Genomic DNA, 19445 nt, shown 5'->3' with positions numbered 1-19445 from the left:
ATGAGCGGACCGGCAAACCCTGCAACGGGCCCCCTCGTGGAGCTGGACGACGTGCACGTCGTCCACAAGGCGCGCACCGGCGGCCTGTTCTCCCGCGACCGGGTGTACGCCCTCACCGGCGCCGACCTCACCATCGCGCCCGGCGAGACGGTGGGCGTCGTCGGCGAGTCCGGCTGCGGCAAGTCGACGCTCGCCAAGGTCCTGGTGGGCGTGCAGAGGCCGACCTCCGGGACGGTGTCCCTGCGGGGCGGCGACCTGTGGACGATGGCCCCGGCGCTGCGCCGGACGACCGTGGGCGCAGGCACCGGCATGATCTTCCAGGACCCGTCGACGGCCCTGAACCGCCGGCTGACGGTACGGCAGATCCTGCGCGACCCGCTGGACGTCCACAAGCGCGGCACGGCCGCGCAACGCGACGACCGCGTACGCGAGTTGATGTCCCTGGTCGGGCTCCCCGGAGCGCTGGCGGACGGCCTCCCCGGCCAGCTCTCCGGCGGCCAGCGCCAACGCGTCGCCATCGCACGGGCACTGGCCCTCGACCCGGACCTGGTCGTCGCCGACGAGCCGACGAGCGCGCTGGACGTCTCGGTCCGCGCCCAGATCCTCAACCTCCTCCTCGACCTGAAGGAACGGCTCGGCCTGGCCCTGGTCTTCGTCTCGCACGACATCCAGACCGTACGCAGGATGAGCGACCGCGTCATCACGATGTACCTCGGCCGGATCGTCGAGGAGTCCCCGGCCGACGAGGTGACCGACCGGTCCCGGCACCCCTACACCCGTGCCCTCTTCTCGGCGACACCCGGTCTGCTGGACCCCATCGACCCGATCCCGCTCGTCGGCCCGGTCCCGTCGGCCACCCGCCCGCCGAGCGGCTGCCCCTTCCGTACGCGCTGCTGGAAGGCGGACGCGGTGTGCGCCGAGTCCATGCCGGACTTCTCGGCCGCGTCGACGCCGGGGCACCGCTTCCGCTGCCACCATCCTGTGGAGGACGGCCTGTCGACCCGTGAGCTGGTCGCGCAGGCGGTCACATCGGCCGATCTCCCGAAGGAGCCTCGATGACCCTTCCCGCCCCGCTGACCGGTGTCGTACCGCCCGTCTGCACGCCCCTGACACCGGACCGCGAGGTGGACGTCCCCTCACTCACCAGACTGGTCGACCATCTGCTGGAGGGCGGGGTGGAGGGCCTGTTCGTCCTGGGAACGTCCTCCGAGGCGGCGTACCTGACGGACCGGCAGCGCCGGCTGGTCGTCGAGACCGTGGTCGGCCATGTGGCGGGCGGGGTGCCCGTCCTCGCCGGCGCCATCGACATGACGACCCCGCGCGTCCTCGACCACGTCCGGTACGTCACGGACGCGGGCGCCGACGCCGTGGTCGTGACAGCGCCCTTCTACACGCGCACCCATCCGGCGGAGATCGCCCGCCACTACCGTCTCGTCGCCGCGCGCTCGCCGGTGCCGGTCGTCGCGTACGACCTGCCGGTCGCCGTCCACTCCAAGCTCGGCGCCGAACTCGTCCTTGAGCTGGCCGCCGAGGGGACGCTGGCCGGGCTCAAGGACTCCAGCGGGGACGAGGGCGGGTTCCGGGCGGTCGTGACGGGGGCCCGGGCGGACTCCGCGATCACCGGCTTCAGCGTGCTGACCGGGTCGGAGCTGGTCGTCGACTCCGCGCTGGCGATGGGGGCGGACGGGGCCGTGCCGGGGCTCGCGAACGTCGACCCCGCGGGGTACGTGCGGCTGTACCGGCTCTGCCGGGCGGGCGAATGGGCGCTCGCCCGGGCCGAGCAGGAGCGGTTGTGCGGGTTGTTCGGGATGGTGCGGGTGGGGGACGGGGGGCGGATGGGGGGTTCTTCGGCTGCGCTCGGGGCGTTCAAGGCGGCGCTGCAGTTGAGGGGGGTCATCGCGTGCGCGGCGATGGCGGAGCCGCAGGTCCCGCTGTCCGCGGAGGAGATCGAAGGGGTGGGGAAGTTCTTGGCGGGGGCGGGCTTGCTGTAGGGCTTTTCCTCGCCCCCGCCGCCCCTACCCGTTCCCGTCCCTGTCTCGGGGGCGCTGCCCCCGAACCCCCGGTCCTCAAACGCCGGACGGGCTGAAAGACTTTCAGCCCGTCCGGCGTTTGAGGACGAGCGCGCAGCGCGATACGGGGGGCGAGGGGGCGCAGCCCCCATGCGTGGACGGGAACGGGTAGGGGCGGCGGGGGCGAGGAAAAGCCCTACAGCTCACCCAAGTTCACCCAAGCTCACCCGCCGGAACGCGATCCCCTCGTACGGGCCCGTCGTACCCGTCTCGTACAGCACCCCCACCCTCCCCCCACCCACCTGGACAAGGTCCGAATACGCAGCCCGCCGCTCAGACAGCGTCAGCGCCTTCGTGAAGGTCCCCCCACCGTCCCCACTCCTCCACACGGCCATCGCCGAACGAGCAGTCGGCACGGACGGCCCCGAGAACAGCAGCGGAGCCCCCGCAGGACCGGCCACCTGCAACACACTCCCCTGCACGACAGGCACATCGGACAGCGTCGGCTGCACCCGGAACGGCCGGTCGAGCGTGACACCCCCGTCACTGGAGTAACTGTCGAGCCGATTCCCCGCACTGCTCCCGTTCTGGTCACGAGAGCTGACGTACAGCCGCCCGTCGGGCAGTTGAGCGACAGCGCTCTCGTTCGCGTTGTCGACCCCGTCGTACGAGTCGTCGACGAACCCGACCCGCCACGACTGCCCGCCGTCGTCGCTGTACAGGGCGTGCGCCCCGTAGTACTTGGCCTCCTGCCCGGTGTCGGCGGAGCCGTCCGGCGGCGCGGCCGAGTGGTTGGCGGGCACGACGAGCCGCCCGGCGTACGGCCCCCGGGTCAGCGCCACCGCGTGCCCGGGCCCGGTGGCGTACCACCGCCAGCCCGGCAGCTTCACGGCGGCGGTGATCTCCCGTGGCTCGCTGAACCGGCGTCCGCCGTCCCGGCTGGTCTGCACGAAGACCCGTCGGCTCTGCTCGGCCGTGACCTCGCCGCGCATTATCTGCGCCTCCGTCACAGCACCGCTGTTGTAGGACGTGAGGAGGACGACCTTGCCGGTACGGGGATCGACGACGGGCGCGGGGTTGCCGCGGGTGTCGCCCTCACCGGCGGCGACGACGCTCAGCGGTCCCCACGTACAGCCGCCGTCGCCGGACCGTCTGAGGACGACGTCGATGTTGCCGGTGTCCCCGGCGCCGTTGTGTCTGCCCTCGGCGAAGGCGAGCACGGTGCCGGCCCTGGTCGTGACGGTGGCGGGGATGCGGTACGTGTCGTAGCCGTTCTCCCCGGCCGTGAAGGGGACGGAGGAGACACAGCCCCGGACGGGCCGTTCGGCGGCGCTCGCCGCGTGCGCGGTCCCGGGGGACGCGAGCGCGGCGGCGAGCCCGGCGACGACGACGGCGAGGGCAGGGGGACGAAGAGAGCTCTTCAGGGACACGGCTCACCCTTACCAAGACATAGGACGTGGGATGTCGGCGGTGAAACTAGTGCGGCCCGAGGGGCAGGGCAATGCCCCCGCACCCCCGTATCGCTCGGATTGCTCAGGCCTCTCAGATTGCTCAGGCCGCTCAGGCCGCCCCGGGTATCACGAGCCCCGACTCGTACGCCACGATCACCAGCTGCGCACGGTCGCGCGCTCCCAACTTGCCCATGATCCGGCTGACATGGGTCTTCGCGGTCAGCGGGCTGAGCCCCAGCGCCTCGGCGATCTCGGTGTTGTTGAGGCCGCGCGCGACCAGGGCGAGCACCTGCCGCTCCCGTTCGGACAGCCCGTCGGGGCCGCCCAACGCGGACGTCAGCGTGTCGGGCGCGCGCAGGAAACGGGCGATGAGCCGTGCGGTGGGGCCCGGCGAGAGCAGGGACTCCCCCGCGGCCACGGTCCGGATGGCGTCGAGGAGTTCGGCCGGCCGGATGTCCTTCACGAGGAAGCCGGACGCCCCGGCCCGCAGCGCGTCGACGATGTGCTCGTCGGTGTCGTACGTCGTCAGGACCAGCACCTTCACGCCCGCCAGATCCTCGTCGGCGGCGATGAGCCGGGTCGCCTCGATCCCGTCCAGGTCGGGCATGCGCAGATCCATCACGACGAGATCGGCCCGCGCGGAACGGGCCAGCTCCACCGCCTCGCGCCCGGTGCCCGCCTCGGCGACGACCTCCATGTCCCCGGCCGACGCGACGAGCATCGCGAACGAGGCCCGTACGAGCCTCTGGTCGTCGGCGAGCAGTACGCGGATCGTCATCGGGCCTCGTCCTCCCTGGGCAGCGGCAGTGCGGCGGTCACCTCGAAGCCCGTCCCGGGGCCCGGTCCGGCGTCCAGCGTGCCGCCCACGCTACGGGCTCGCTCGCGCATCCCCACGAGTCCGAACCCCGGCGTGCCGCCGGCCGCCCCCGGTCCGCCGCGGCCCGTCCCGTCGTCCGTGACCCGCACCCGCAGGGCGCCCTCCGCGATCCGCAGCCCCACCCGGACGGTGAGGTCGTCCCGGCCGCCGTGGCGCACGGCGTTGGTGAGCGCCTCCTGCACGATCCGGTAGGCGGCGGCGCCCACGGAGGGCGGTACGCCGTCCGCGTGGACGTCCAGTTCGACCTCGGCCCCGGCCGTCCTGGCCGCCTCCACGAGCGCGGCCAGCCCGTCGAGCCCGGGCAGCGGACCCCGCCCGTCCGGGGAACCGTTCAGCCCGATCTCGTTGGCCCGCAGCACCTCCAGCGTCGTACGCAGCTCTCCCCTGGCGGTCCGGCAGGTCTCCGCGATGCCGTCGAGGGCCTGGGCGACGGCCCTGCGGTCGAGCCGCTCGGGGTCGACGGTGAGGACGTGGGCCGCCACCGACGTCTGCACGCCGATCAGGGTGATGCTGTGCGCGAGCAGGTCGTGCAGGTCACGGGCGATCCGCAGCCGTTCCTCGGCGACGCGGCGCCGGGCCTCCTCCTCGCGGGTGCGTTCGGCGCGTTCGGCCCGCTCGACGATGGAGGCGACGTACTGGCGGTAGAAACGGGCGTCGACGCCGAAGAACAGGACGGCGATGATCCAGCCGGAGATCCGCAGGAACTCCAGGGCCCCGTCCGGGTTGATGAGGCCGTTGATGACCAGCGTCGGGCCGAGGACGGCGACGGCGGTGAGCAGCGTGCGGCGTACCGTGCCGGTCGCCGCGACCGTGTAGAGCGCCAGGAGGGTCGCGGGGATCGGCACGGCGTGGTTGTAGTCGAGGGCGTGGTACGGGCTCGCGCAGGCCGCCACCGCGAGCAGCACGAGCAGCGGACGGCCGCGCCGCCACACGAGCGGCACGTGGGCGCCGGCCAGCAGGGCCCAGCCGAGCGGGTCGAGCGGGCGTCCGTCGACGACGAACAGCGAGAGGACGACGGCGACCGCGGCGACGCCGACGGCGAGGAACGCGTCGTTGCGGGTGCGGTGGGGCGCGGTGAGCGGGTCACGGTTGACGACCGCCATGACCCGCTCGACACGGCGGGGCCGCACGTCACCGCGCACGGCGTCACCGCGTGCGGGTTCACCCCGTACGGGTCCACCGTGTACGGGTCCACCGTGTACCGGTTCTCCCGGTACGGCTGTGGTCGTTCCCCGTTCCTGCACGGCTCCATCTTCCGGTACGGGGGCGCCCCTCCGGCGGGAAGCGGGAGAGGCGCCCGGTCGGACGGTACGTGCGGTCAGGACGCGCCGACCCGTTCCGGCTGCCGGGGCGGCTCGGTCGGTTCCCCGGGCCCGCCTCCCTCTCCGGGTTCACGGGAGAGCGCGCCCGGCCACCACACCTTCCGGCGCAGGGCGACGCTGGCACTGGTCACCAGATACGTCCGTACGAGGAAGGTGTCGAGGAGCACGCCGACGGCGATCACGAAGCCGAGTTCGACGAGTTGCACGAGCCCCATGTTCGTCAGCACGGCGAAGGTCGCCGCGAGGACCAGGCCCGCCGAGGCGATGACCCCGCCGGTGGTGCGCAGGGCGGTGAGCGCGGCGGCGGCCGGTTCGGCTCCGGCGAGGGACTCCTCCCGCATCCGGTGCATGAGGAAGATGCCGTAGTCGACGCCGAGGGCGACGAGGAACACGAACGACAGCAGCCCGAGCCCCGGGTCCGTCCCCTCGAAGCCGAGGACCGGCCCGAAGACCAGGCCGCCGATGCCGAGGGCCGCGCCCCAGACGGCGACCACGGCGGCCACCAGGAGGAGCGGCGCGACGAGGCTGCGCAGCAGTCCGATCAGGATGAGCAGCACGGAGACGAGGACGAGCGGTACGACGATCTTCGTGTCCCGGCTGTTGGTGTCCTCCAGATCGATCTGCTGAGCGCTGGCCCCGCCGACGTACGCCCCCTCCAGCCCCTCGCGCAGGGCCTTGATGGTGGCGGTCTCCCCCGCCGACTGCGGCGCGTCCCGGGCGATGACGGAGATCTCCGTCCAGCCGTCTCCCGTACGGCCCTTCTCGGCGCTCTCGACGCCCCGGGTGTCCCGGATCGCCGTGAGTGCCCGGTCCGCGCTGCCCGCCGGGGCGATCACGTCGATGGGCTGGGTGCCGTGCTGCGGGTAGGCCTTCGCGAGGGTCTCCATGGCCGTGACGGCCTCCGGCCTGTCGACGAAGGAGTCCTCCTGCTTGACCGGCCCGGGGAGGTTGAGCGTGCCGAGGGCGAGCGCGCCGAGCAGGACGGCCCCGGTGGCGAGCACGGTCAGCGGCCTGCGTCCCGCGGAGCTGCCCATCGCGGCGAACAGGCTGCGGCGGCGCTGCTTGGGCTCGCTGCCGAAGGCCGGTACGAGCGGCCAGAACACGCGCCGGCCCAGCAGGACGAGGATCGCCGGGAGCAGGGTCAGCATCGCGATGAGCGCGCAGAGGACCCCGACCGTGCCGAGGGGGCCCATGCCCCGGCTGCTGTTGAGGTCGGCGGCGAGCAGGCACAGCAGGCCGACGGCGACGGTGCCGGAGGAGGCGAGCACGGCGGGCCCGCAGCCGCGCAGGGCGGCGACCATGGCGTCGTACGGGCGCTCGATGCGCCGCAGTTCCTCGCGGTACCGGGAGACGAGCAGCAGGGCGTAGTCCGTGCCCGCGCCGAACACGAGGATCGTCATGACGCCCGAGCTCTGACCCGAGACGGTGGTCCCGAACGCCTGGTTCAGCCCGTACGCGACGCCCATCGACAGATAGTCGGCGATCCCGGCGACGGCGAGCGGGACGAGCCACAGCACCGGGCTGCGGTAGATGAGGACGAGCAGCAGGGCGACGACGGCGACGGTGGTGTAGAGCAGGGGCCCACCGAGCGAGTCGTAGACCTTGCCGGCGTCCGTGGCCAGTGCCCCGGTGCCACCGACCTCGACGCTGAGGCCGTCCTGGCCGTGGGCGATGCTCCGGACGTCCTCGACGAATGCGTCGCGCAGTTCCTCGTCGGTGCCGGGTTCGTTGCTGACGAGCGGATACATCAGGGTCGTCCCGTCGTCGGACGGAACCCCCTCGGGTACATCGGTCCGGCCGACCAGCTCGTGCTTCCCGGCGACCTCCTCGACCTGCCGGGCCGCGGTCTCCCGGTCGGCGGCGCTCAGGCCGCCCTCCCGGTGGTACACGATCACCAGCTCGGTGCTCTCGCCGCCGGGGAGCCGTTCCTGGACCTTCGCCACCTGGGTCGAGTCGGCGCTCGCCGGAAGGTAGTCGGTGACGCGGTCGTGCTGCACGTCGGCGAGCTTCATGGCGAACGGGCCGGCCAGGGCGAGCAGGGCGATCCACAGCCCCAGCACCGCCCAGGGGACGGCTCGCCTGCGCCGCTTGCTTGTCGTGCGTGTTTTCCCTGCCCCCATCGGACGATCTCCCTCTCGACGACTCCTGCTTCGCCTCTCAGCGTTCCGCTGCGGAGAGCCGGTTGCGTCGGACGGGGGTCTGAGTGTGCGGCTACTGCCGGGGGTGACGGGGGGCCGGGATTACTCCCGCGGGAGTACTAGGAACACGCCTCCGACTGCGGGCCCGGTGGGGGCTTGTCGCGCAGTTCCCCGCGCCCCTCAAAAGCGGGGCTGCGCCCCGGCTTTTGTCCTTTAGGGGCGCGGGGAACTGCGCGGCCAGCCCCCACCGGGCCCGCAGTCGAGGTGGGTCAGGCCAGGGCGCAGCCCTGACTGTCAGGGGCGCGGGGAACTGCGCGGTCGGTTCGTCGGGGGTGCGGGGTCAGGACGGGGTGCGGGCCGCCGTGAGGAGGCGGGTCACGTCGTCCGTGCAGATCGTGAGCGCCGCCCCCACCGTCGTCAGAGCCTCCCGCTCAGCCGGCGTGTACGGCCCGTCCGCGAGAGCGATCCGCGCCCCCTGGAGCAGGATCGCCTCCCGCCCGGCAGGGGCGAGGTGCGGCGCCAGTGGATCCAGCGCCTCGTGCAGCTCTATGGACAGCCCCGGCCCGCACGGCTCCCCGAAGATCCGCCCGGTGTCGGCCGCCAGCGCCTCCACGAGCGCCGCGAGCTGTTCCTCCGTACAGTCGTCGAACCCCGCGGAGCGAACCGCACCCGCGGCCGTCTCCAGCGCTGTACGCGCGCACGTACCCCCCGCCGCGAGCACGGCGAGAGCCACCGTGTGCACGGCGTCCCGCAGCATCGCGGAGAAGCGCGTCGTCGTCGGATGGTCGAGGACGTCCGCGCTGTAGTGGTGGCCGCAGGCCGCGCACTCGACGACGGGCCCGGTCTCCCCGCGCGGCATGACCGGCACACCGAGGCAGGTGAAGCGGCGCCGCCCGGTGAGCCGCTGGTAGTTGCGGTCGCCTCCGCAGCCCGGGCAGAAGAACTCACCGTCGCCGACGGTGGTCCACGCGGTCCTGGTTCCGAGGATGCGCGAAACGCCCATGGTGCCGGCGCGGACAAACCGGCCGTTTCGTCCCCATCCTGGCAGCACGTTCGCACCTCCGTAACCCCACGGCAACATCGCCGCGTTGGCGTGATGTTAGCCACATTGTCGATGCGGAGTCAGTACCCCGGGAGAGGCCACCTGTCGACATGGCTCAATAAACGCAGCGGCCCCGCCCGCCTGTGAGGCGGACGGGACCACAGAAACGCAGGTGAACGGCCTTATCGGGTGGCGCGGTTGACGGCGGAGACGACAGCCTTCAGTGACGCGCGTGTCGTATTCGCGTCGATCCCGATCCCCCACAGGACCTTGTCGCCGATCGCGACCTCGATGTACGAGGCGGCCACCGCGGAGGCGCCCTCGCTCATCGTGTGCTCCTGGTAGTCCAGCAGCCGGGCGTCGACGCCGATGCCCTGCAGCGCGTGGAAGAACGCGGAGATCGGGCCGTTGCCCGTACCGACCAGCGTGGTCTCGGTGCCGTCCACCTCGGCCTCGACGGTCAGCGTGTCCACGCCGTCCTTGTCGGTCGTGGACTGGCCGTTGCGGACCTGGACGCGGCCCCAGGGGTTGTCCGGGTTGGGCAGGTACTCGTCCTGGAAGACCGACCAGATGTCGCTGCCCGTGACCTCGCCGCCCTCGGCGTCCGTCTTCGCCTGGATGATCTTCGAGAACTCGATCTGCATCCGGCGCGGCAGGTCCAGCTTGTGGTCGTTCTTCAGGACGTACGCGATACCGCCCTTGCCGGACTGCGAGTTGACCCGGATGACGGCCTCGTACGAGCGGCCGACGTCCTTGGGGTCGATCGGCAGGTACGGGACGGCCCACTCGATGTCGTCGACGGTGACGCCCTTGGCGGCGGCGTCGGCCTCCATCGCGTCGAAGCCCTTCTTGATGGCGTCCTGGTGGGAGCCGGAGAAGGAGGTGTAGACGAGGTCGCCGACGTACGGGTGGCGGGCGTGGACCTCCATCTGGTTGCAGTACTCGGCGGTGCGCCGGACCTCGTCGATGTTCGAGAAGTCGATCTGCGGGTCGACACCCTGCGAGAACAGGTTCATGCCCAGCGTGACCAGGTCGACGTTGCCGGTGCGCTCGCCCTGCCCGAACAGGCAGCCCTCGATGCGGTCGGCGCCGGCCATCAGCGCCAGCTCGGCGGCGGCCACCGCCGTACCGCGGTCGTTGTGCGGGTGGACGGACAGGCAGACGTGCTCGCGGCGGGACAGGTTGCGCGACATCCACTCGAAGCGGTCCGCGTGCGTGGAGGGCGTGGAGCGCTCCACGGTGGCGGGCAGGTTCAGGATGATCTCGCGGTCCGGGCCGGGCTGCCAGACGTCCATGACGGCCTCGCAGACCTCCAGGGCGAAGTCCAGCTCGGTGTCGGTGAAGATCTCGGGGCTGTACTGGTACCCGAAGGTCGTCTCGGGGCCCAGCAGCTTCTCCGCGTACTCGACGACCAGGCGGGTGCCGTCGACGGCGATCTGCTTGATGTCGTCCTTGGAGCCGCGGAAGACCACGCGGCGGAAGACCGGTGCGGTGGCGTTGTACAGGTGGACGTTCGCGCGCCTGGCGCCCTTCAGCGACTCGACGGTCCGCTCGATCAGGTCCTCGCGGGCCTGGGTCAGTACGGAGATCGTCACGTCGTCGGGGATCGCGCCCTCTTCCTCGATGATCGAGCGCACGAAGTCGAAGTCGGTCTGTCCCGAGGCGGGGAAACCGACCTCGATCTCCTTGTAGCCCATCGACACCAGCAGGTCGAACATCTCGCGCTTGCGCGCGGGCGACATGGGGTCGATCAGGGCCTGGTTGCCGTCACGCAGGTCGGTGGAGAGCCAGCGGGGAGCGGTGGTGATCCGGTTGTCCGGCCACGTACGGTCGGGGATGTCGACCTGGTCGTACGGCTGGTACTTGTGGATCGGCATGGAGGTGGGCTGCTGGCGGTTCGCCATGATGCGAGGGCTCCTCTTGGTCCGCTTGATCCTCGGAACCGGTGGGTTCTCGAATCCGAGGGACGGCCGACGGCGCAACGCCAGAACTCCGCGGGGAGGGGGTCGGCCTCGACTACAGGCCCTCGCCGCGGCAGCTAAGGAGAAGCAGCCCGAAACGCATGATGCTCCGCATGTTATCGGAGTCCCACGCGGCGCGGTCCCCCGTATCACTATGCGGGACGAGGCATCCCCCTCGAAAAGACTGCGCCGTTCCCCGCGCCCCTAAAGACGATCACCGCGCCACCGTCGCACGCGCGCGTCAAAGATCGCGCAGTTCCCCGCGCCCCTAAGGGGGGCGCAGCCGACCGGGCACGGCCACCCCCATCCCCCTAGGGGCGCGGGGAACTGCGCGGCCAGCCCCCACCGGACCCGCACCCGCCCAGGGACCCGCCCCCGCCCAGGGACCCGTACACGAAAGCGGAGCCCCACACCCCCCTTATCCCCCCATTTCACCAATCATGGTTGCCCCTAGTGACAGTCACGTCACACAGTGCAATGGTGCCGGTCATGACGACATACGGGGGCTTCGAGCCCGTCTTCTGCACCATCATTCCGCCCCACGTCCTCGACACCCTGGCAAAGGCAGAGGACCAGGCGCTCGCCGGCAAGGCCCGCCGCACCCTGGAGCGGGACGCCTTCGAGCGCACCCACCGCCGGCTGACGACAGTCCTCGGCGCACCCGCCCTCGCCCCGCCGAGCGGCGCCGCCGCGGACAAGCCGAACCGCACGATCTACGACGCGAAGCACAAGCAGGACCTGCCCGGCAAGAAGGTCCGCGGCGAGGGCGACAAGCCCGGCAAGGACGCCACGGTCAACCGCGCCCACGCCGGCCTCGGCGCGACCTTCGAGCTGTTCCTGAAGGCGTACGAGCGCAACTCGATCAACGGCGAGGGCCTGCCGCTGAACGCGACCGTGCACTTCGACGAGGAGTACAACAACGCCTTCTGGAACGGCGAGCAGATGGTGTTCGGCGACGGCGACGGCGAGATCTTCCTCGACTTCACCATCCCCGTCGACGTCATCGGCCACGAACTCACGCACGGCGTCACGCAGTACACCGCGAACCTCACGTACTTCGGCCAGCCGGGCGCGCTCAACGAGTCGATGTCCGACGTCTTCGGCTCGCTCATCAAGCAGTACACGCTCGGCCAGAGCGCCGCCGAGGCCGACTGGCTGATCGGCGCGGGCCTACTCGCCCCGCGGGTCACGGGCACGGCCCTGCGGTCGATGAAGGCCCCGGGCACGGCGTACGACGACGACGTGCTCGGCAAGGACCCGCAGCCCGCCACGATGGACGACTACGTCCGCACCGGCCGCGACAACGGCGGGGTGCACATCAACTCCGGCATCCCCAACCACGCCTTCTACCTGGCCGCGACCGCGCTCGGCGGCAACGCCTGGGAGAAGGCCGGCAAGGTCTGGTACGGCGTGCTGACCGGCGGCGAGCTGGACTCGCAGGCGAGCTTCTCGGACTTCGCGAAACTGACCCTGACCCAGGCACGCACCCTGTTCGGCGAGGGCGAGGAACTCCAGGCCGTCACCAAGGCCTGGGAACAGGTCGGGGTACCGACCGACTGAACGGACCGTGGCTCGGGCCCGCGATTCGTACTAGACAGGAACCCATGCGTATTCAGGTACGACGCACAGGCGGATTCGCGGGCATCGAGCGGCACGCCGAGGTGGACACCTCGGACCGCGCCGACGCCCAGGACTGGCACGCCCTGGCCGAGCAGGCGGTCGCCGCCGGCCGGGGCACGCCCCCCATAGGCGTTCCGGACGGCTTCAGCTACCAGATCACGGTGGACGGCAAGACGGTCTACTGCGCGGATCCGCGGCTGACGGACGAGCAGCGGAAACTGATCTCAAGGGTCCTCAAGGAGGGCGCGTAGGCCCCGGGCGGGACCATGACGGAGTCGGCACGAGGCCGGTTCGGGACCAGTAACGGCCAGTTCACGCAACGCCGTTGACTTCGCTCACCGCCGGTACCGATGATCGCGCGCATGACTGACGCGGCGACGAACCCGATACCCCCGTTCCCGGCCGGCTTCCTGTGGGGGGTCTCCACCTCGGCCCATCAGATCGAGGGCGCGGCGGATCTGCGCGCCCCTTCCGTGTGGGACGCCTTCACGGCCGGACCGGGCCATGTGAAGGACGGTTCGACGGCCGCGGTGGCCTGCGACCACTACCACCGCTACCCCGAGGACGTGGCGCTCCTGCGCGGCCTCGGCGTGGACGCGTACCGCTTCTCCGTCTCCTGGCCGCGGGTGAACTCCCCCGGCGGCCTGGACTTCTACGACCGGCTGGTCGACGAGCTGTGCGCGGCGGGCGTACGCCCCGTCCCGACCCTCTTCCACTGGGATCTGCCGCTGTCGGAGGCGGAGGCGGGCGGCTGGCTGGAGCGGGACACCGCCGGACGGTTCGCCGAGTACGCCGCGCTGGTCGCCGCCCGCCTCGGCGACCGGGTCGGCAAGTGGATCACCCTCAACGAGCCCGCCGAACACACCCTGCTGGGCCACGCCCTGGGTGCGCACGCGCCCGGCGAGCGGCTCCTCTTCGACGCGCTGCCCGCCGCCCACCACCAGTTGCTGGCGCACGGCCTCGCCGTACAGGCCCTGCGGGCGGCCGGGGCGACCGACATCGGGATCGCCAACTCGCACGGCCCGACCTGGCCCGCCTCGCAGGAGCCCGCCGACCTGGAGGCGGCCGGCTTCTACGACCTGCTCCTCAACCGGCTGTTCGCCGACCCGGTGCTGCTGGGTCAGTACCCGGACGGCATCGGCGAGCTGATGCCCGGCGGCGCCGAGGACCTCGCGGCGGACCTGAAGACCATCGGACAGCCGGTCGACTGGTACGGGATCAACTTCTACGCGCCGACCAGGGTGGGCGCGCCGCAGGGCGCGGAGATCGAGTTCGGCGGACTGACCATGCCCGCCGAACTCCCCTTCTCCGTAAGGGAGATCGAGGGCTACCCGGTCACGGACTTCGGCTGGCCGGTGGTGCCGGAGGCGCTCACCGAACTGCTGGTGGGCTTCCGCGAGCGGTACGGCGACCGGCTCCCGCCCGTCGTCATCACGGAGAACGGCTGCTCGTACGAGGGCCTCGACGACCAGGAGCGGATCAGCTACCTGGACGGTCATCTGCGGGCCCTGCACCGGGCGTACGAGCAGGGCGTGGACGTCCGCGGGTACTTCGTGTGGTCGCTCCTCGACAACTTCGAGTGGGCCGAGGGGTACGCGCGCCGCTTCGGCCTGGTGCACGTCGACTTCGAGACGCTGGAACGGACCCCGAAGGCGTCGTACCAGTGGCTGCGGGACGTACTGCGGGCCCAGCGGCCGGGACACGTGGGACAGCCGTGACGGCGTCTGCGCACGGGCCCTTACCCGGCGGCACGGCGCTCACCGAGCCCGTCGAGCGGGTGGGCCGCGGCTGGACGGCGACCCTCTCGCTCGCCAACGGGGCGATCTGGGTGGGCTGGTTCGGGCCGCTGCAGATCCTTCTCGCCTCCCAGGCGGAGGACTTCGCACCCGGCACGGGCCTGTCGAAGGAGGCGGTACTGGCGTGGGTGACGGGCGCGGGCGCGTTCGTCTCACTGCTCGCGAACCCGGTGTTCGGCGCGCTGTCCGACCGTACGACGTCCCGCTGGGGCCGCCGCACCCCGTGGATCGTGGCGGGCACGGCGGGCGGCGCGCTGTCGCTGCTGCTCCTCGGGGCGGCGGGCGGGCCCTGGACCATGGCGCTCGGCTGGTGCCTGGCGCAGCTGACCCTCAACGCGGCCTGGGCCGCCGTGACGGCCGCCGTGCCGGACCGGGTGCCGCGGCGGCAGCGGGGCTCGGTGGGCGGCTGGCTGGGCGCGGCGCAGATCCTCGGCGTGGTCGGCGGGACGGGCCTGGCGACGCTCGCCGGGGGCGTCACGGCGGGCTACGCGGCCTGTGCGGCCTTCACCCTGCTGGGCGTCCTGCCGTACGTGCTGCGCCACCGGGACATCCGGCTGCCCCGCGCGGCCCGGCCGCCCTGGTCCTGGCGCGCCTTCCTGGGCTCCTTCTGGCTGAGCCCGCGCCGCTACCCGGACTTCGGCTGGGCCTGGCTGACACGGTTCCTGGTCAACCTGAGCAACAGCCTCGGCGTCATGTATCTCCTGTACTTCCTGCGGGACCGCCTGCACCATTCCGATCCCGAGCAGGGCGTCCTGATCCTGACCTCGCTGAACGCGACGATGCTGCTCGCCACGGTCGTCGTCGCGGGCATGTGGTCGGACCGCGTGGGCCGCCGCAAACCGTTCGTGACCTGCTCGGGCGTCGTCATGGCGATCGCGGCCGGAGTGATCGCGGCCTGGCCGACGTGGACCGGCACGGTGGTCGCCTCGGTCCTCCTCGGCCTCGGCTTCGGCGTCTTCGCGTCGGTGGACTTCGCGCTGATGACGGACGTGCTGCCGAAGGCGCGGGACCGGGGGAAGGATCTCGGCGTGGTGAACGCGGCGAACGCTGTTCCGCAGGTGGCTGCGCCTGTGCTGGCCGCGCCGATCGTGACGTATCTGGGGGGATACCGGGTGTTGTACGCGGTGGCGGCGGTGATCGGCCTGGCGGGGGCGGTCCTGGTGAACCGGGTCAGAGGGGTGGACTGACGGGGTTTCTCGCCCCCGCCGCCCCTACCCGTCCCGTACCTGCCTCGGGGGCGCTGCCCCCGAACCCCCGGTCCTCAAACGCCGGACGGCTGAAAGATTCGCGGACCGTCCGCGACTCTTTCAGCCCGTCCGGCGTTTGAGGACGAGCGCGCAGCGCGAAAGGGGGGCCTGGGGGCGCAGCCCCCAGTTTCGGGAAGGGGCGGGGCTGGGGAAAAAGAAACCCCCGTCAGAAACCGAGCTTGCGGAGCTGGCGAGGATCCCGCTGCCAGTCCTTCGCGACCTTCACATGCAGGTCGAGGAAGACGGGCGTACCCAACAACGCCTCGATCTGCTTGCGCGACTTGATCCCCACTTCCTTCAGCCGCTTCCCCTTGGGCCCGATGATGATCCCCTTCTGGCTGGGCCGCTCGATGTAGACGAACGCGTGGATGTCGAGCAGCGGCTTGTCGGCCGGCCGGTCCTCGCGCGGCAGCATCTCCTCGACGACGACGGCGATGGAGTGCGGCAGCTCGTCCCGCACGCCCTCCAGCGCGGCCTCGCGGATCAGCTCGGCCACCATGACCTGCTCGGGCTCGTCGGTGAGGTCGCCCTCGGGGTAGAGGGCGGGACCCTCGGGGAGCAGCGGCACGAGGAGGTCGGCGAGCAGGCTCACCTGCTGGTCGGCGACCGCCGACACGGGCACGATCTCGGCCCACTCGAAGCCCAGCTCCTTGCCGAGCTGGTCGATGGCGATGAGCTGCTCGGCGAGCGTCTTGCTGTCGACGAGGTCGGTCTTCGTGACGATCGCGATCTTCGGCGTCTTCTTGATGGACGCCAGTTCCTTCGCGATGAAGCGGTCACCGGGACCGAGCTTCTCGTTCGCGGGGAGGCAGAACCCGATCACATCGACCTCGGCCCACGTCGTACGGACGACGTCGTTGAGCCGCTCGCCGAGGAGCGTGCGCGGTTTGTGCAGCCCGGGGGTGTCCACCAGGATCAACTGGGCGTCGGCCCGGTGCACGATCCCGCGTACCGTGTGCCGCGTGGTCTGCGGCTGGTTCGCGGTGATCGCCACCTTCTGGCCGACCAGAGCATTCGTGAGGGTGGACTTGCCCGCGTTGGGGCGGCCCACGAAGCAGGCGAAGCCGGCGCGGTGGGGTGCTGCCCCCGCGGATTCCGGCGGCTCGGGTGACTGGGTACGAACGCTCATGGCGCCCATTGTCCCTGATCGTCGGGGCCCCGCCGTACCAGGATTCCGGCCCCCGCCGCCGATCGACGACCGACCGGGCTCACCGTGAGCTTCCGGAAACCCCCGCGCAACACGAAACGTGACGGAAACACACCTGTACGCGACCGGAAACGCGGAACCATGACGCTCTGACGAGCCCCCACCAGCCAGCCCCACCAGCCCCCACCTGTTGGAGACCCCGTGACCCTGGCCGCCGGACCCGCCACGACCGTCGCCGCGTCCCTCGACACCGGTGACACCGCCTGGCTGCTCGCCGCCACCGCGCTCGTCCTGCTCATGACGCCGGGCCTGGCCCTCTTCTACGGCGGCATGGTCCGTACGAAGAGCGTCCTGAACATGCTGATGATGAGCTTCGTGTCGATCGCGCTGGTCACGGTCGTGTGGCTGGCCGTCGGCTACTCGCTCGTGTTCGGCGACGACCACGCCGACTCCGGGGTCGGCGCGCTCATCGGCGGCCTGGAGCACGCGGGCATGGCGGGCCTCGGCCCGGACAGCGTCCAGGGCACGGTCCCCACCCTCCTCTTCGCCACCTTCCAGCTGACCTTCGCGATCATCACGGCGGCCCTGGTCAGCGGCGCGGTCGCGGATCGTACGAAGTTCGGGGCGTGGCTGGTCTTCGTCCCGTTGTGGGCGCTGCTCGTATACGTTCCGGTCGCGCACTGGGTGTGGGGTCCCGGCGGCTGGATCCTGGAGGACCTGGGCGCCCTGGACTTCGCGGGCGGACTGCCCGTCGAGATCGTCTCGGGGGCGTCCGGACTGGCGTTGTGCCTGGTCCTGGGACCGCGGCTCGGTTTCAAGAAGGACGCGATGCGCCCGCACAATCTGCCGATGGTGATGCTGGGCGCGGGTCTGCTGTGGTTCGGCTGGTTCGGCTTCAACGCGGGTTCGGCGCTCGGCGCGAACGGTCTGGCGGCCGCCGCCTTCCTCAACACCCTGGCCGCGGGATGCACCGGCCTGCTCGGCTGGCTCTTCGTGGAGCAGCGGCGCGACGGCCACCCCACCACCCTGGGCTCGGCGTCCGGCGCGGTCGCGGGTCTGGTCGCCATCACCCCGTCCTGCGGTTCGGTCTCGCTGCTCGGCGCGCTGGTCGTCGGCCTCGCCGCCGGTGCCGTCTGCTCGTACGCGGTGGGCTGGAAGTTCAGGTTCGATTACGACGACTCGCTGGACGTCGTCGGTGTGCACCTGGTCGGCGGGGTCATCGGCACCCTGCTCATCGGGGTCTTCGCCACGGAGACCATGACCGGCGGGGCCGAGGGGCTGCTGTACGGCGGCGGGTTCGGGCAGCTCGGCCGGCAGTTGGTGGCGGTCCTGGCCGTCGGCGCGTACGCCTTCTCCATGACGTACGGCGTCGCCAGGCTGATCGACCGGGTCGTCGGACTGCGGGCCGACGAGGAGCACGAGCAGACCGGTCTGGACCTTACGGTGCACGCCGAGACCGCTTACGATCACGGAGTCCTGGGCCATGGCGCCCCGGTCTCCTCCTCCGTTTCCTCCACCGTGCAGAAGGCCAGGCCCCAGGGATGAAGCTCATCACCGCGATCATCAAGCCGCACCGCCTCGACGAGGTGAAGACCGCGCTGCAGGAGATCGGCGTGCACGGCCTGACCGTCACGGAGGCCAGCGGGTACGGGCGTCAGCGCGGCCACACCGAGGTGTACCGCGGCGCCGAGTACCGCGTCGACCTCGTACCGAAGGTCCGTATCGAGGTCGTCGTCGGGGACGCGGACGCCGAGCCCGTCATCGAGGCGATCGTGAAGGCCGCGCAGACGGGGAAGATCGGCGACGGGAAGGTGTGGGCGGTTCCGGTGGAGACGGTGGTCCGGGTACGGACGGGCGAGCGCGGCCCGGACGCTCTCTGACCCCGCTGCCGCTCCCCTTCTTGTCCCTCCCCCTGACCCTGATCACCACCACCGCTGCCGCGATGCCCGCTCCCAGCACCACCGCGAGCAGCCACGGCAGCGCGAAGAACGACGTACTCGCCGACTCGCGGGTGTCGCGCGCGCTGGCGGTCAACGTCACGTCGCCCCAGTCGAGTTGGGGCGCCCCCTGCCACTTCGCGCTGAGCCGCACCCGCTGGCCGGGCAGCAGCTCGGAGGGTATTCCGGCCAGGTCGCGGGAGAGCAGCGTACGGCCGAAGAGCCCTTCGGCCGTCAGCCGCACCTTGGGGTCCAGGGTGACGTTGCCGGTGTTGTGGAGGGTGTACGAGACGGTGGCCGTGCTGTCGCCGGCGCCCGGGAACAGGGGCTGGTGGTGGCTGATGCGGACCTTCTCCACGGCGACGGCCGCAACGGTCGGTCCGCCCACCCGCAGATAGATCCGGGCGCCGACGGCCCGCTGGACCCCGACCTCGACCGCGCCCTCCCCCGCGTCGATCCGCTCGTCCAGGGCGACGAGGGCGCCCGGGTGATCGCCGGGTTCGGCCGACTCGGGCACCTTCAGGGTGAACGGCACGGTGACCTTGCCGTGCGCGGGCACGGTCACCCGGTCCTCGGCGGGCTTCGCCCAGGCACCCACACCCCGCTGCCTCTCCTGCCGGGTCCGCACGGCGAATCCGCCGTCCCGCGCGGTGTTGTAGGCGTCGGCCGCGTAGAGCCGGAACGTCAGCGGCCGCCCGGTCTTGTTGGTGACGGCGACCTCGTCCTCGATGGTCGTGCCCGGGTCGGCGGAGAGATGGAAGTACGGCCGCGAGGCGAGTTCCGACGCGACGGGGAAGACGGACCAGCTGCCGTTGTCGGCGGCGCGCGCGGGCGTCCCGCCGGTCACCGCCACGGCGAGCAGGAGCAGGAGGATCGAGCGGAACGGCTTGCGCATGGG

The 19445-nt window shown here is 71.6% G+C and carries 15 protein-coding genes and 1 pseudogene; 8 read left to right on the top strand and 8 right to left on the bottom strand.

Annotated elements, in window-relative coordinates; genetic code table 11:
- Both J8N05_RS13130 and J8N05_RS13125 read left to right on the top strand, forming a co-directional pair.
- On the top strand, positions 1-1059 hold the full coding sequence (locus J8N05_RS13130; RefSeq protein WP_210882763.1) for an oligopeptide/dipeptide ABC transporter ATP-binding protein: 1059 nt from the start codon (positions 1-3) through the stop codon (positions 1057-1059).
- Entirely contained in the window at positions 1056-1991 is a 936-nt protein-coding gene (locus J8N05_RS13125; RefSeq protein WP_210882761.1) for a dihydrodipicolinate synthase family protein, read from the top strand. The genes J8N05_RS13130 and J8N05_RS13125 overlap by 4 nt, the downstream gene beginning before the upstream one ends.
- Before the next feature lie 221 nt (positions 1992-2212).
- Here the strand turns inward: J8N05_RS13125 and J8N05_RS13120 are convergent, their stop codons facing one another.
- The 6 genes from J8N05_RS13120 to leuA all read right to left on the bottom strand — a co-directional run bounded on the left by J8N05_RS13120 (position 2213) and on the right by leuA (position 10743).
- Entirely contained in the window at positions 2213-3433 is a 1221-nt protein-coding gene (locus J8N05_RS13120) for a sialidase family protein (RefSeq protein ID WP_407699970.1), read from the bottom strand.
- A gap of 136 nt (positions 3434-3569) precedes the next feature.
- A complete protein-coding gene (locus tag J8N05_RS13115; protein WP_210882756.1) occupies positions 3570-4238 on the bottom strand; it encodes a response regulator in 669 nt (222 codons plus the stop codon).
- Positions 4235-5479, bottom strand: a complete 1245-nt coding sequence (locus J8N05_RS13110) for a sensor histidine kinase (protein WP_407699902.1) — start codon at positions 5477-5479, stop codon at positions 4235-4237. The genes J8N05_RS13115 and J8N05_RS13110 overlap by 4 nt, the downstream gene beginning before the upstream one ends.
- Before the next feature lie 176 nt (positions 5480-5655).
- Positions 5656-7779 (bottom strand): MMPL family transporter, encoded by a 2124-nt coding sequence (locus J8N05_RS13105; RefSeq protein WP_210882754.1) that lies wholly within the window; start codon positions 7777-7779, stop codon positions 5656-5658.
- Positions 7780-8137: 358 nt separating this feature from the next.
- Positions 8138-8848: a tellurite resistance TerB family protein gene (locus J8N05_RS13100; protein ID WP_210882752.1), complete on the bottom strand. Its 711-nt coding sequence runs from the start codon at positions 8846-8848 to the stop codon at positions 8138-8140.
- Positions 8849-9021: 173 nt separating this feature from the next.
- Positions 9022-10743 (bottom strand): 2-isopropylmalate synthase, encoded by a 1722-nt coding sequence (gene leuA / locus J8N05_RS13095; RefSeq protein ID WP_210882750.1) that lies wholly within the window; start codon positions 10741-10743, stop codon positions 9022-9024.
- 546 nt (positions 10744-11289) lie between these two features.
- Here leuA and J8N05_RS13090 point away from each other — a divergent pair.
- The 4 genes from J8N05_RS13090 (at position 11290) to J8N05_RS13075 (ending at position 15403) form a co-directional block, all read left to right on the top strand.
- The gene (locus tag J8N05_RS13090; RefSeq protein WP_210882748.1) at positions 11290-12360 is read left to right on the top strand and encodes a M4 family metallopeptidase; all 1071 of its coding nucleotides are present in this window, start codon (positions 11290-11292) and stop codon (positions 12358-12360) included.
- A 44-nt stretch (positions 12361-12404) separates the two neighbouring features.
- Positions 12405-12671: a protealysin inhibitor emfourin gene (locus J8N05_RS13085; RefSeq protein WP_210882746.1), complete on the top strand. Its 267-nt coding sequence runs from the start codon at positions 12405-12407 to the stop codon at positions 12669-12671.
- 99 nt (positions 12672-12770) lie between these two features.
- A complete protein-coding gene (locus tag J8N05_RS13080) occupies positions 12771-14138 on the top strand; it encodes a GH1 family beta-glucosidase (protein ID WP_210882744.1) in 1368 nt (455 codons plus the stop codon).
- Complete coding sequence (locus J8N05_RS13075) at positions 14135-15403, top strand: MFS transporter (RefSeq protein ID WP_210882742.1); 1269 nt, start codon at positions 14135-14137, stop codon at positions 15401-15403. The genes J8N05_RS13080 and J8N05_RS13075 overlap by 4 nt, the downstream gene beginning before the upstream one ends.
- A gap of 226 nt (positions 15404-15629) precedes the next feature.
- Here J8N05_RS13075 and era read toward each other — a convergent pair whose 3' ends face one another.
- Positions 15630-16592, bottom strand: coding sequence for a GTPase Era (gene era / locus J8N05_RS13070; RefSeq protein ID WP_210882740.1), 963 nt, complete (start codon positions 16590-16592; stop codon positions 15630-15632).
- Between the two features lie 219 nt (positions 16593-16811).
- Here era and J8N05_RS13065 point away from each other — a divergent pair, with 219 nt between their 5' ends.
- Together J8N05_RS13065 and J8N05_RS13060 are read left to right on the top strand one after the other, a co-directional pair.
- A complete protein-coding gene (locus tag J8N05_RS13065; RefSeq protein WP_210882738.1) occupies positions 16812-18155 on the top strand; it encodes an ammonium transporter in 1344 nt (447 codons plus the stop codon).
- Positions 18152-18490, top strand: a complete 339-nt coding sequence (locus J8N05_RS13060) for a P-II family nitrogen regulator (RefSeq protein ID WP_210882736.1) — start codon at positions 18152-18154, stop codon at positions 18488-18490. Before J8N05_RS13065 ends, J8N05_RS13060 begins: the two co-directional genes overlap by 4 nt.
- Here the strand turns inward: J8N05_RS13060 and J8N05_RS13055 are convergent.
- Positions 18387-19442, bottom strand: a pseudogene (locus J8N05_RS13055) (WxL protein peptidoglycan domain-containing protein); the annotation flags it as partial. The gene J8N05_RS13060 and the pseudogene J8N05_RS13055 sit on opposite strands and share 104 nt — an antisense overlap.
- Positions 19443-19445: the final 3 nt, after the last annotated feature.

Origin of the sequence: Streptomyces liliiviolaceus (assembly GCF_018070025.1) — a bacterium.
Classification (GTDB): domain Bacteria; phylum Actinomycetota; class Actinomycetes; order Streptomycetales; family Streptomycetaceae; genus Streptomyces; species Streptomyces liliiviolaceus.
The sequence above is the reverse complement of the archived record's forward strand: the minus strand, read 5'-3'. Positions and strand labels throughout refer to the sequence as shown.

What these genes read in the sequence shown, in the direction of transcription:
- J8N05_RS13130 (WP_210882763.1), top strand. Translation starts at nt 1, where the DNA reads ATGAGCGGACCGGCAAACCCTGCAACGGGCCCCCTCGTGGAGCTGGAC.
- J8N05_RS13125 (WP_210882761.1), top strand. Translation starts at nt 1,056, where the DNA reads ATGACCCTTCCCGCCCCGCTGACCGGTGTCGTACCGCCCGTCTGCACG.
- J8N05_RS13115 (WP_210882756.1), bottom strand. Translation starts at nt 4,238, where the DNA reads ATGACGATCCGCGTACTGCTCGCCGACGACCAGAGGCTCGTACGGGCC.
- J8N05_RS13105 (WP_210882754.1), bottom strand. Translation starts at nt 7,779, where the DNA reads ATGGGGGCAGGGAAAACACGCACGACAAGCAAGCGGCGCAGGCGAGCC.
- leuA (WP_210882750.1), bottom strand. Translation starts at nt 10,743, where the DNA reads ATGGCGAACCGCCAGCAGCCCACCTCCATGCCGATCCACAAGTACCAG.
- J8N05_RS13090 (WP_210882748.1), top strand. Translation starts at nt 11,290, where the DNA reads ATGACGACATACGGGGGCTTCGAGCCCGTCTTCTGCACCATCATTCCG.
- J8N05_RS13085 (WP_210882746.1), top strand. Translation starts at nt 12,405, where the DNA reads ATGCGTATTCAGGTACGACGCACAGGCGGATTCGCGGGCATCGAGCGG.
- J8N05_RS13080 (WP_210882744.1), top strand. Translation starts at nt 12,771, where the DNA reads ATGATCGCGCGCATGACTGACGCGGCGACGAACCCGATACCCCCGTTC.
- era (WP_210882740.1), bottom strand. Translation starts at nt 16,592, where the DNA reads ATGAGCGTTCGTACCCAGTCACCCGAGCCGCCGGAATCCGCGGGGGCA.
- J8N05_RS13060 (WP_210882736.1), top strand. Translation starts at nt 18,152, where the DNA reads ATGAAGCTCATCACCGCGATCATCAAGCCGCACCGCCTCGACGAGGTG.